Below are 12,925 nucleotides of genomic sequence, written 5' to 3' on the forward strand. Positions count from 1 at the left end.
GTTTAAACTATGCAACACCATTTGAAAAATTTTTGCGTGAAATTAAATTTGAGGGAATCTAAAAAATGTTGCATTTAATACTATGATTTATGATACCAAAAAAACTGCCCTTCAATTTTGAAAGACAGTTAAAATATTTAAACTCTATTATATTTGTACTTAATTTAATTATAATCCAAATGAATAACCTACTCCTAAAGTAAGTGCTCCGTGATTAGTATTAAATTTATTATTTGCTTTATATCCAGGAAGATCCACATCTAATTTTGTTTTCAAACTATTTATATTATATGATAAATCAGTTACAAAATTTTTATATTGAATTCCAGCTCCAATTCCATAATAAATTCCTGAATTATATTTGAATTTAACACTAGAAGGTCCTTCTTTAATTTCTATTTTTCCAGAATTAAATGCAACTCCTAAATTACCTTTTACATAAGGAGTAACTTCAGAATCATTTTTAAAGTTATATCTTGTTGTAAAATACACAGGTACTGAACTAAGTCCTTTTACACTAACTCCTGGTAAGTTTTTACTGCTTAATTTATTATATTTATAAGCAATTCCACCACCCATTTCAAGATTTTCATTAAATACTGGTGTTCTATATTCACCTGTAATTTCAAATCCTCTCTTTAATGCATCTTTGTTGATTCTCCATGTTGAATTGTCAGTATCTTTAAATGTTGCACGATTTGTCAAGTCTCCACCTATTCTAACTTCAGCAACACCAGCCATAGCAGTTGCACTTACAACTAGTCCCAATAATAACACTAATTTTTTCACAAAAATTACCTCCATTTCTTATTTTTTAATAATTATTTTATTACCAATTACAGTTTACCAAATTTTTATTACTTTGTCAACAAATTATCTTAAAAAATTCTTTATGAAATTAATTTTTTAAATTTAAAAAACATGTAAATATCACAACTAAAAAATCTTTAAAATCCCATATTTAATTAGCAATAAACATAAATTATAAATTATAATCTTTCTTAAGCAATTTTATTATTTTTATATTTGTTTTTATTGAGTATCGTCATAGAAAAAACTATCTTGTAAATTGAGAAATAAAAATTGTTAAAACTTTACAGATTTCTTAAATTATACATCAGGATATTTTCTTACAACTTCAGTAATATTACAAACTCCCTCAATCACAGGGAACATCATAACAGCCCCAGTACCTTCCCCCAATTTCATATTCATAAAGAGCATTGGCTCTAAATCCAGTTCTTTCATAATATACTTCATTCCAGGCTCTTCGCTCAAGTGGGAAGCAATCATAAAATCCCTGCAGTTTGGACAAATTTTATAAGCAACAAGAGCAGAAATTGCTGAAATAAAACCATCCATCACAACAGGTACACGTTTTTTTGCACATCCTAGATAAGTTCCCACCATTCCAGCAATATCAAGTCCCCCAACTTTTGCCAGTACATCTATTATTTTATTTTTTTCAAATTTTTCTTTTTTTCCTGTTCCATTTATATTTTCTTCAAAAAATTTTGACAATCCATTTACTTCAACTGCTTTTTTAACGACATTCTTCTTATGCTCCAAAGTTTTATCATCAATTCCGCTTCCATATCCGACAATCTCATCTAGTGACAAATCTGTCAGAACCTTCAAAATAGCACTACTAGTCGTAGTATTTCCAATCCCCATTTCTCCAGTTGCAAATAAATTGTATCCGTCTCTTGCAAACTCGTCAACCATTTCAATCCCAGTTTCTATAGCCTTTACAGCATCTTCATACTCCATTGCGGCTTGTTTAGCAATATTATTAGTACCTGATTTCATAATTTTTCTGTTGATAATTCCCGATAAATCTATTTCTTTTTTAATGTCCGAACTCTCATCAATTCCTAGATCTACCACTTTCACATCAGCATTATATGCCATTGAGAGAGCATTAATTGATGATTTGCCATTTAACATTGCTTCTACTACATACTGTGTTATTACTCTTTTGGATTTGCTGACTTTTTCTCTTTCCACACCGTTATCGGCTGCCATTACAAGCACAATTTTTTTGCAAGGTTTATAATTTTCGCTCATTCCCTCAAGCCTGATTGCCAACTCTTCGAGTTTTCCTAGTCCATTTGGAGTTTTTAGCAATGAATTCAGTTCATTTTCCTTTTTTTTCATTTTATTTCTATCTAAAGCCATTATTTTTTTTATTGTATCAAATAAAATTTCTCCTGTAATTTTACTCTTTATGCTTTCCATATATATTCCTCTATTTACAAATTTATTTTAATTTTTCAGCAATTTTTTGAAAAGTTTTTTCCACACCCTTCAACAACTTTTCCACATCCTCATCATTATGAATATAAGAAACAAAATGTGCCTCATATTTTGAAGGTGGCACAATTACTCCATTTTCAAGCATTGTATCAAAATATATGCTGTAAAATTTATCATTTGTATTTATTGCATCTTCCAAAGTTTTCACTTTTTCCTTTGAGAAAAATATTGTAAATAAGCTTCCGAAGTAGTTCACACTTGCTGGAATATCATATTTTTTTATTAATTCATTAATTTTATTTACCAAATTCTCCGTTTTTTTATTTACATTTTCATAAATTTCAGGATTTTCCTTCAAAATCGAAATTGTTTCTATTCCTGCAGCAACTGAAATTGGATTTCCAGAAAGCGTTCCAGCGTGATAAACATTACCAACTGGCGAAATTAAGTTCATAATTTCTTTTTTTCCACCAAATCCACCAACTGGATAACCACCACCAATAATTTTTCCAAGAACAGTTAAATCAGGTGTAATTCCAAATACTTTTTGAGCACCACCTAATGAAACCCTAAATCCAGAAATTACTTCATCAAAGATTAACACCACATTTTTTTCTTTTGTAATTTCACGTACCTTTTCCAAGTATTCCTTCTCTGTTTCAATAAGCCCCATATTTGCCGGAATTGGCTCAATAATCACACATGCAATATCATTATCATTTTCCAAAGTTTTCTTTAATTTATCAAAATCTCCAAAAGGCAATGTTATCGTATTTTTCACAACTCCCTCAGTAATCCCGTTACTATCCTGATGCTCAAATGTCAAAAGCCCTGATCCAGCCTTAACCAGTAATGAATCTGAATGTCCGTGATAACATCCTTCAAATTTTATAATCTTATTTTTTCCAGTAAATGCACGAGCAACTCTCACACTTGCCATAGCCGCTTCTGTCCCTGAAGTAGTCAATCTTAATTTTTCAATTGATGGAAAACAGCTCTTTACAAGTTCTGCCAGTTCTACTTCCTTTTTCGTAGGAAGCCCAAAAGAAGTTCCATTTTCAAGTTCTTTCTTCACAACTTCCAAAACTTTTGGATAATTATGTCCCAAAATCATCGGTCCCCAGGAACCTATCATATCTACATACTCATTTCCGTCTTCATCATAAAGTTTACTTCCATTTCCACTTTTAATAAAAATTGGATATTCTTTATCCACCGACTGAAACGCTCTAACTGGACTGTTCACTCCACCCGGTATTGACTCTTTAGCTTTTTCATAAATTTTTCTTGAATTTTCCGTACACAGTTCCTTATCTTTTTTAGAAAATGAATTATCCATTTTTATTTCACGCTCCCAAACAAATCATTCAAAGCCTCGCTCATTGTTGGGTGAGTAAATATCATATCTTTTAGGAATGTATATTTTTGTTCAGCTTTCATGGCTGCTGCAACAATGTTTATCATTTCGTGGGAAGTGTTGCATAATAAAGTACATCCTAGTATTTTGTCTGTTTTTGCATCTATAACTGCTTTAAGCAGTCCATCTGTTACACCTTCTATTTTTGCTTTTGGAATTGCCATTGCTTCAAGTCTTCCTGTTTTTACTTCATATCCTTTGGCAATTGCTTCACTTTCAGTCATTCCAACTCTTGATAATGGCGGATTTATGAATACGCTGTATGGAATTACATTTCTGTCGTTTACTGTTCTGTTTCCTCCATTGTAAAGATTATCTCTTATTATTCTAAAGTCGTCAAGAGAAATATATGTAAATTGAAGTCCGCCTTTCACATCTCCCATTGCCCAAATGTTATCAGCTGTCGTTTTCAATGTTTCATCAACTACAACAGCACCTTTTTCGTCAGTTTTTACTCCTGCCGCTTCTAGATTAAGCCCTTCTGTATTAGGTTTTCTTCCGATTGCCACAAGAATTGCGTCTGATTCAATTTCGCTCTTGCTTGCCCCTTGTGAAATTTGCACATATCCTTTTCCATTTTTATCAATGATTTCCTCAATTTTTGATTCTAGTAAAAATTTAACCCCTTTTGCCTCAAATATTGCCTTTGCCCTGTCAGCAATTTCTTCATCTTCCCTAGACATAAGTCTTTGTGCCAAATCAATAACTGTAACTTCTGACCCAAAATCAGCATACATTGAAGCAAATTCCAACCCAATGTACCCTGCTCCTAAAATAGTCAATTTTTTAGGAAGTTCCTTTAGTTCCATAATTGAAGTGCTTGTATAAACGTGGTTACTTTCTTTAAGTCCTTTTATACCAGGAATTATTGTAGTCGAACCTGTATTTATAAATATTTTTTCTCCTTCAATCTGAACATTTTCTCCATTACTTTCAATATTAACTACATTTTTTGAAACGAAACTTCCGAATCCATCATAAATATCGATATTTTCCTTTGTAGCCAACATTTCATAATTTTTTCCACGTAACGCACCAATCAGTGTATTTTTATTATTTATACTTTCTGTATAAAATCTCTCCTTTTCCTCAATACCGCTTAATCCTTTATTTTTAAGAACTTTTGTACTGTCAACAAGTTTTTTTGTAGGAATACACCCAATATTTATACAAGTCCCTCCGTACATCTTGTCCGATTTCTCAATCAAAGCCACATTTTGACCTTTCCCAGCTAAAAATCCTGCCAAAGTTTTTCCACCTTTTCCAAATCCAATTATTATTGCATCATATTTTTTCATTTTCTTCGTCCTTTCCATTTTATACAATTATAGTTACATAATTGTATTCATTATAAAATTAGATTTCCTTGTCTTAAGAATACCACATTTTTTATAAAAAAACAAGAGTATTTGTGTTTACAAATTTATATTAATTTTTTCAATATCCTCCTCCTTAATAACTAAAATATCCAAAGTCTTCTCATCTTCCATAAACCCCATCATATAATCATTTAAAAATTCAGGAAATATCATCACAACTGTTCCAATCGAATTCTTTAAAACTTTATCAGACAATTTTCTTTTTGCTTTTACTACATCATATTCATCAAACATAAAATCTCCATTTTTCATTTTCATATCAAAATACCTCTATTCATAATTTTGTTTCACAATTAATTAAACATTTTACTCTTTTTCTTTTAAAAATTTTGCATATTCTTTTATTCTTCCACTGTCAGCTTCACTATAATTTTTTAATCCATTTGATTTTTTAACTACATCTATCCATTTTTTTATTTCTTTTAAATTTTTCTCTCTGTAGTAATATTTTAATAAATAATTTATTGCTCTATAATCTTTTAGCTCAGCCGCTTTTAAATACAAATCAAAAGATTCGAGTTTATAACCTTCTTCTTCCAAAATTTGTGCTAAATATATTTGTGAATCAGTGTATCCTGCATTCGCTGCTATCCGATACCATTTTTTTGCTTCATCAATATTTCTATTTCTATGCTCAATAATTCCTATAAAAACAGCAGCTTTCTTTAAACCATTTTCATATGCTTTTTTATATTTTTCCATTCCTTTTTCTTTTTCATCCTTATAACGATAATAAAAATCAGCTGTATACAAAATTCCTTCTTTTTTTAACTTCTCCATTTGTAAAAAATATTTTTCTGCTGTATCATAATCTTTTTTTAAAATACTTTCCTCTCCTTTTATATACAACTCAAAGAACTCTTTATCCATTCTATCTTTTGATAAACTGTATTCCAGTAAATCATTTGCTTCATCATCAAATCTAAAAATTTCTTTTGTATTTAATATTTTATCTTGCCAGTATTTCAATTTTTCATTATCTTTTTTCATATAATATATTTTTATTAAGTCTAACATCGAATCCGCATCTTTGCGATTTCCAGCTTCTATAAAATATTTCTCAGCCTCATTTTTTCTATTTGTTTTATATAAAAACGTAGCAAAAGATTTATATCCTAATACATTCTCTTTATCCAATGATTTTTTGTACCATTCTTCTGCCTTTTTATAATCATTATTATCCTCAGCAATCATACCTAAAATTGTACCTGCCTTTTTATTTCCTTTTTCAAAAGCTATCTCATACCTCTTTTTCCCTTCATTTTCATCAATATGTTCATAATACATATCTGCAATTGAAACATAAGCAGTTTTGTCATATTTTGCCACTTTTAAAAAATACTTTTCTGCTTCTTTATAGTTTTCTCTGTTCAATTCATAGGCAATTCTTGCCATTAATTGAGCTTTTTCAGGATTTTGCTTATTTTCGAGATAAAAATAAACATCATCAACATCTTTTATTACTACATCATTTCCTTGATTTCTACATCCTATTAACAGACAAAGTAACATCAGTAAAATACATTTATTCATTTATAATTCCGCCTTTTCAAAGTTTTTATTCCTTCCGATTTTTATACCAAATCCTGCCATCCTATATTCATCATCAAAAAATAGCAAATATCCTTCCCAAATTTCAACTTCTAAAAAAATTTTCTTCCCTTCCTTTAAATAAACTGTTTTTCCATCAGCCCAATATTTTTCGAGCTTATCCTCAATTTCTATTTCTACATACTCATACAATCCATATTCATAATCCAAAATAACCGAATTCCCCTGAAATTTTAATACCGCTTCCCGTTCAATTTTTTTTTCAATTTTTTCATTTTCACTAACTATTTCTATTTTTTTCAGTTCTCCTGTTTCATAAGACAAATATATTTTTATCTCTTCATTATTAAAAGAAAAAATCATATCCCGCTCACTTACCACATTCTCACTTTTTCCAGTAAAATCTATCATCTTCAATTTCAAATTTTCCATAAATCAAAATTCCTTCTGCATAATTATTCCTATTAATTAAGATTACTATATTTTCGAAAATTTTTACTCCAAAATAAATATTAAGCCTGTTATCAGTAAAATAACATCCGATAATATTTTTAGAAATATTAATCTCCAAAAAATCTAATTCTTTAACTTTTATACCAGCTTCATTGTATTCTTCCCTCTTAAAATAAATATCGCCTTCTATTATATTTTCAGGAACTTCTATTTTATGTGTAAATTTAGCCATTTTCAATATATTGAGAATTTCCAGCGAATTTATTCTCCCGTCTTCTCCTATTAATAAATAAAAACTGTATAATTTTTTTTCATACGAAACGCTTGAAAGTTCCGTTACCTTCCTATTTAAATTAATCTCCACATATTCATCAGAATTATTTTCAAATTTATCAATATTTTTTACAAATTCCAGTTTTTCTATTCTCATAAAATTCTCCATTTTTTATTTATTTTATGATTTAATTTTTCTTTTTTTTTTGTTTTTTTCAATTCTACCAATTCTTCATTTATTTTCAAAGCTTGACTATATTTCCCTTGCTTTTTGTACAATTTGGCTAAACTTTTTAATGCAAGTTCCTTGTATGCAAGTTCTTTTGCTTTTAAAAGGTTATTTTCAGCCTTGCCGTAATCTCCTTTCATTTCATAAACTTCTGCTAACAGACGCAATAATCTTGCTCTTTTTTCTTCAATCCGTTTCACATTGTCTTCTGAATGTGAAAATAATTTTTCCGATTCTTTTAATAACCATTCTTCAGCTTTGTCATAATCTTTTTTCCACATATAAAGTTCCCCTAAAAGTCTTTCTGCATTCGGATATTTTTCATTAACAAGCTCCTTGTAGAGTTTTTCAGCTTCATCAAAGTAATCGTGCCTCTGATAATAAAAAGCCAAAGCATTTTTTACCTCAATATTTTTATTTAAATTTCTTTTAAACGCTTCCACCACTTCGCTATTAATTTCTTTCCTTTCTCCATACACCCACACTCTAAACAAGGTATCTTCCTTATAATCTCCCTGATCCATTGCCTTTATATAATATTTTCTTGCATTCATTTCATCTCTCTGATTAGCATAAATATGTCCTGCAAATGCACTTGCTTCCTTCACTCCTCTGTCCGAGCCTTTTCTTGCCCATTTGAGTGCCTTTTCTTTTTCCCCTCTCGCACTATAGTTTCTTGCTAGATAATAATCTGCTATTGGAATATCCTTTTCCACACTTTTAAAATACACTACCCCAATTCGTAAATATTTTTCCTGAACTTCCAGCCCCTTTTGCAAAATTCTTTCCTTTTCTGCCATTGTCGGATTTTTCTTCATTTGAGCAATTTCCATTTTTGCCTTTTTTAAAGCTCTTTTTTCCTCCTCCGAGAAAGGAATACCCCCACTACAACTCACTAAAAATAATACACTTACCAAAATTAAAATTATCTTTTTCATAACTTTCCCTTTCTATATTTTTTCAGTATTAACAAAATTTATATTTTTAATTTTATACAGTAATATTATACCCTATTTTTTATCTAATATTTCCTTTTTAATACTAGACCTCATTTAAATAGTGAATTTATCATAAATTGCAATATTAATTGCGACATTTTACCAATTTTTTTAAATAGCCTACGTTTTTATTATTTACTTCAGTCATCTAAATTTAATATCCCAATTTTCTTAACCATTTTTCTACTTTTTTTATTTTATCAAATCTATATACTTTTACTACATATCAAAAAATAAAGGTTATAAAATTGTTTTAAATTTCACAAAAAAGTGCTATAATTAAAAAATGCAATAAATTTTAAAGGGAGGAAAATTAAAATGTTATTTGAAGCTCAATCGAATGAAGAACGCCGTCAGATGATTTTAAATGGGAAAGTTATTAATACTTTACTTTTTTTATCTATTCCAACATTGCTTGTCGGAATTATTCAAGCACTTATCCCACTCTCAGACAGTCTATTTTTAAATAGGCTCACAAGTGTGGAAGTTGCCAGCTCCGTCACGTTCAGCCAGCCTGTACTGAATATTATGATTGCATTATCACAAGGGCTGGGAGTGGCTACACTGGTTATGCTTGGGCGGCTGTATGGAAAAGGGCGTATGTTGGCTGTTAAGGAAACGATGTTACAAATCTTTGTATTCAGTTTTTTTATTGGACTTTTATTAATTCCTGTATGTATGTTTACAGCTTTTTTAATTTCAAATAGCACAACCTCTGAAATTCGTAACAATGTTTATACATATATTTCGCTTTATTCACTCATAATGCCCTTTATATTTTTAGCTGCCATTTACAATTCTTCAAAAAATGCAATTGGACGTCCTGAGGTTACATTTGTTAGAATTTTTCTTTTGTTAATTTTAAAAATTATTTTTAATTCAATTTTTTTATATGTTTTAAAAATGGGAATTGTGGGTGCAGTAATGGCATCACTCTTTTCTTACATAGTTGTTACGATCTGGATGTTTTACGATTTATTTTTAAAAAGTGGAGATATAAAACTTAATTTACGAAGTTACACAATAAAATTGCCAATTATAAAACGATTATTAAAAATCGGTTTTCCTTCAATGTTAAATTACGCCTTCTTGTATCTTGGATTTTTTCTTATAAACAAGGAAATGGAAAAATTTGGAGCTGTTGCCTTAAATGCTCAGGGAATTGCTTCCAATATCAATGCAATCTGCTTTATTTTACCATCCTCAATAGGAACCACCGTTTCCTCAATGATTAGTATAAATATGGGAATTGGAAATGTAAAAAAATCTAAGGATGTGTTTAAGGTGGGCTGGATAACTGGCGTTACTATTTCAATTTTGACTATTGCCTTAATCCTGCCTATTTCATTACCACTCGTATTAACTTTTACAAAGGTTCAAAAAGTAATAGAAATTGCTGACAAGGCTCTCCATATTTACACATACTCAGTAATCGGATTCAGTGTCTTTATGATAGCACAAGGAGTTTTTATAGCACTTGGAAGAACAAAAGTTCCGTTAGTTATGTCAATTTTAAGAATCTGGCTATTAAGATACATCTTTATTTTACTGACACAAAAATATCTTGGACTTTATTCAATATTCTGGGGAAATTTATTTTCAAATACACTGGCTGGAATAATATTCTTTATTTTAGTAAAAGTTATTGACTGGAAGAAAGGAATAAAAGCTGGAAAATAATAAAAAATAATTTAGTTGAATAAATTATAAATTAGTTATCAAACAGCCTTATTATAGAAAATTATTCCTATTTTTAAACAGAGTTTAGTATAAATATAATTTTAACAACACAATTAACAAAAGATGTAATGGATAAAAACTGTAAAACATATATTTTTTTGATTCATTTTATCTCCTAATTTTTTTGTCTAGATGAAATATTTTCGATGTATCTCATCAATTTCTTTTGCTTTTAACCTTTAATATCAAATCACAAAAATAACTATTATACTTTTCAATAGTTATTATTCAAAAAAAACAGAAATCTAAATCCCAATAAAAATTTCCACTATATTTCTTATTTTCTGTAATACAGTCTGTTTTTTCGCCTCTCTTGCTCCCTTTCTACGTGAAGTTGGTGGTAGGATGCTGTCTAATTCTGCACCAGCATAATCAACAAATCCTTTATTTATAGATTTTTCTATAAAACGTTCTGAATCTTTCTTTAAACCCTCATTTTCTATTAATTCATTAATTTTTATTTTCTTTTCTTCATTTGCATATTTATAGAATGATTCAAGAATATCACTGCTATTTTTCAGTTCAGATAAATCAGTTTTATTAATAAAATTCATGACTAAATCTTCTTTAGCTCTTGTTCCTAAACTCGTTCTAATAATTCTACGTATTTCAGACTTTAAAGTTTCAATATCGTCGTGTTCTTCTGATTTCTTCAAAATTAAGGATAAAATATAATCAAGATTTATTTCATCTGTTTTAAGCAAATCAATTTGAAATTCAATGTCAGAAAAATCAATTTCCTCTTCTCCATTTCTATTTTCATCATTTTTTCCAGTATTTCTTATACCTTCACAAATATCCACATAAACACTTTTCATATCCTGCATTTGTCTATCTGATATTATTTTCTCAAAATTTTCAAATTCATCGAAATTCTTAAGTATATTTTCTGTTTTAAGTAATTCTCCAAATAATTCTGCAAATTCCTTTTTATCTTGATTTTTTTCAATTTCAACAGGCTTTGGAAATTTTTCAACTATTTCATTACATAAACCTACATATCCTTTTACTGATTTCCCTGTTTCCTCGTCTTTAAATCCATTTATATAATCGTTATAACTTTTTTCAAGAATTATATTTACACTATTATCATCTCCAAAAGTTTTAATAGCATTTTTTGTAGCCTTTTCCAAATCTCTAAAACATACAATATTTCCAAAAGTTTTAACTTTATTCAAAATACGGTTTGTTCTTGAAAACGCTTGAATTAATCCGTGGTATCTCAAATTTTTATCAACAAACAAAGTATTTAATGTTGGTGCATCAAATCCTGTCAAAAACATTCCTACAACAATTAAAATATCAATTTTTTTATCCTTAACCTTTTTAGACAAATCTTTATAATAATTCTGAAATTCATTTCCATTTGTTGAAAAATTTGTTTTAAAATAATCGTTGTAATCAGATATCACTTTATCCAAAAATTCTTTCGCTGTCGATTCCATTGCACTTGGCTCAAAATTTTCATCAGGAATATCTCCTATCGCATTCCGCTCTTCATTCGCAGCAAAACTATAAATTGTCGCTACTTTCAGTCTTTTTTCTTCAGGCAAATTTTCTTGCTGTTTTTGAAATTCTTCATAATAAAGTTTTGCCGCTTCTACACTTTGAACAGCAAATATAGCATTAAATCCGTTTAGCCGTTTCTGTTTTATATTATAATATTCATTTCTATGAGTTTTTGTATTATATACTTTTAAAATATATTCTACTATTTTAGAAATTCTCTCAAGATGTAACAACATTCTTTTTTCAAGTTCCTTGAGCTTTTTATCATCTGTTTCTGTTTCAGCCGCTTTAAATTTTGCCCTAATATCATTATAATCCACTTTAAATTTTAAAACTTTTTTATCACGAATAGCATCTGTTATAACATAACTATGTAATTGAGCTCCAAAAATTCCAGCTGTTGTATCACTTCCAAGAGCATTTTCAGGAAAAATTGGTGTTCCTGTAAATCCAAACTGATAATAATTTTTAAAAGATTTCCTAATATTTTTTTGTGCATCTCCAAATTGTGAACGATGACATTCATCGTAAATTATGACACAATGTTTATCGTAAATTTCATGGCTTGGATTTTTTTTGACAAATTCATTTAATTTTTGAATTGTTGTAACAACTATTTTGTTATCCTGTTTTTCAATACTTCGTTTAAGTTCTTTTGTATCTTTACTACCATTTACACTATCAGGCTGAAATTTCTGATATTCCTTCATTGTCTGATAATACAGTTTTGAAAATCTTTTTAGAAAGATTATCCCTCATACAACAAAATTTTTCTATTTCTTCCACCTAAACAAGACAATATCTGTCACTACTCAATACCATGTTAATCATATCAGACGGTATTTCTGTCTCATAGATATTAAATATTTTCTGTTTATACACAAGAAATTTTACGAGGTATATCCCTTTTCCTATCATTCTTAAATCTCCACCTTCATAAAATGGCTTTTGGATTCATCTTTTAATTTCAACTTCGACTTAAGTTCATTGAACGAATTATAGTATTTATAAACTCCGCTAACTGGCTGATATTGTTCTATTTGATTTCCCTTAATCAAAAGATATTTTCCATTTTGTTTTATTTTTATATTTTTATTCCGTCTCAAAAGAGACTAAAACC

General features: G+C 28.9%; 12 protein-coding genes. 1 reads left to right on the top strand and 11 read right to left on the bottom strand.

Annotation, left to right across the window (positions count from 1 at the left end; genetic code table 11):
- Positions 1–168: 168 nt before the first annotated feature.
- The 9 genes from HMPREF1552_RS03785 to HMPREF1552_RS03825 all read right to left on the bottom strand — a co-directional run bounded on the left by HMPREF1552_RS03785 (position 169) and on the right by HMPREF1552_RS03825 (position 8,496).
- The gene (locus HMPREF1552_RS03785; RefSeq protein ID WP_231370747.1) at positions 169–789 is read right to left on the bottom strand and encodes an outer membrane beta-barrel protein; all 621 of its coding nucleotides are present in this window, start codon (positions 787–789) and stop codon (positions 169–171) included.
- Between the two features lie 321 nt (positions 790–1,110).
- A complete protein-coding gene (cobT, locus tag HMPREF1552_RS03790; protein WP_021743764.1) occupies positions 1,111–2,238 on the bottom strand; it encodes a nicotinate-nucleotide--dimethylbenzimidazole phosphoribosyltransferase in 1,128 nt (375 codons plus the stop codon).
- Positions 2,239–2,260: 22 nt separating this feature from the next.
- The gene (gene hemL / locus HMPREF1552_RS03795; protein WP_039901160.1) at positions 2,261–3,562 is read right to left on the bottom strand and encodes a glutamate-1-semialdehyde 2,1-aminomutase; all 1,302 of its coding nucleotides are present in this window, start codon (positions 3,560–3,562) and stop codon (positions 2,261–2,263) included.
- Between the two features lie 35 nt (positions 3,563–3,597).
- Entirely contained in the window at positions 3,598–4,971 is a 1,374-nt protein-coding gene (locus tag HMPREF1552_RS03800; protein ID WP_039901133.1) for an FAD-dependent oxidoreductase, read from the bottom strand.
- A gap of 117 nt (positions 4,972–5,088) precedes the next feature.
- Positions 5,089–5,310: a DUF4926 domain-containing protein gene (locus HMPREF1552_RS03805; RefSeq protein WP_021743767.1), complete on the bottom strand. Its 222-nt coding sequence runs from the start codon at positions 5,308–5,310 to the stop codon at positions 5,089–5,091.
- A 48-nt stretch (positions 5,311–5,358) separates the two neighbouring features.
- Positions 5,359–6,585, bottom strand: a complete 1,227-nt coding sequence (locus tag HMPREF1552_RS03810) for a Sel1 repeat protein (protein WP_021743768.1) — start codon at positions 6,583–6,585, stop codon at positions 5,359–5,361.
- On the bottom strand, positions 6,586–7,035 hold the full coding sequence (locus HMPREF1552_RS03815) for a hypothetical protein (RefSeq protein ID WP_039901135.1): 450 nt from the start codon (positions 7,033–7,035) through the stop codon (positions 6,586–6,588).
- Entirely contained in the window at positions 6,989–7,486 is a 498-nt protein-coding gene (locus HMPREF1552_RS03820; RefSeq protein ID WP_039901136.1) for a hypothetical protein, read from the bottom strand. Before HMPREF1552_RS03820 ends, HMPREF1552_RS03815 begins: the two co-directional genes overlap by 47 nt.
- On the bottom strand, positions 7,483–8,496 hold the full coding sequence (locus HMPREF1552_RS03825; RefSeq protein WP_021743771.1) for a lipopolysaccharide assembly protein LapB: 1,014 nt from the start codon (positions 8,494–8,496) through the stop codon (positions 7,483–7,485). The genes HMPREF1552_RS03820 and HMPREF1552_RS03825 overlap by 4 nt, the downstream gene beginning before the upstream one ends.
- A 378-nt stretch (positions 8,497–8,874) precedes the next feature.
- On the opposite strand from HMPREF1552_RS03825, the gene HMPREF1552_RS03830 reads away from it, so the two are divergent.
- Positions 8,875–10,236, top strand: a complete 1,362-nt coding sequence (locus HMPREF1552_RS03830; protein WP_021743772.1) for an MATE family efflux transporter — start codon at positions 8,875–8,877, stop codon at positions 10,234–10,236.
- 305 nt (positions 10,237–10,541) lie between these two features.
- Here HMPREF1552_RS03830 and HMPREF1552_RS03835 read toward each other — a convergent pair whose 3' ends face one another.
- Together HMPREF1552_RS03835 and HMPREF1552_RS12145 are read right to left on the bottom strand one after the other, a co-directional pair.
- Complete coding sequence (locus tag HMPREF1552_RS03835) at positions 10,542–12,557, bottom strand: HsdR family type I site-specific deoxyribonuclease (RefSeq protein ID WP_369750436.1); 2,016 nt, start codon at positions 12,555–12,557, stop codon at positions 10,542–10,544.
- Between the two features lie 168 nt (positions 12,558–12,725).
- On the bottom strand, positions 12,726–12,911 hold the full coding sequence (locus tag HMPREF1552_RS12145) for a hypothetical protein (protein ID WP_196808119.1): 186 nt from the start codon (positions 12,909–12,911) through the stop codon (positions 12,726–12,728).
- Positions 12,912–12,925: the final 14 nt, after the last annotated feature.

Source organism: Leptotrichia sp. oral taxon 879 str. F0557, assembly GCF_000469385.1.
Classification (GTDB): Bacteria; Fusobacteriota; Fusobacteriia; order Fusobacteriales; family Leptotrichiaceae; genus Leptotrichia; species Leptotrichia mesophila.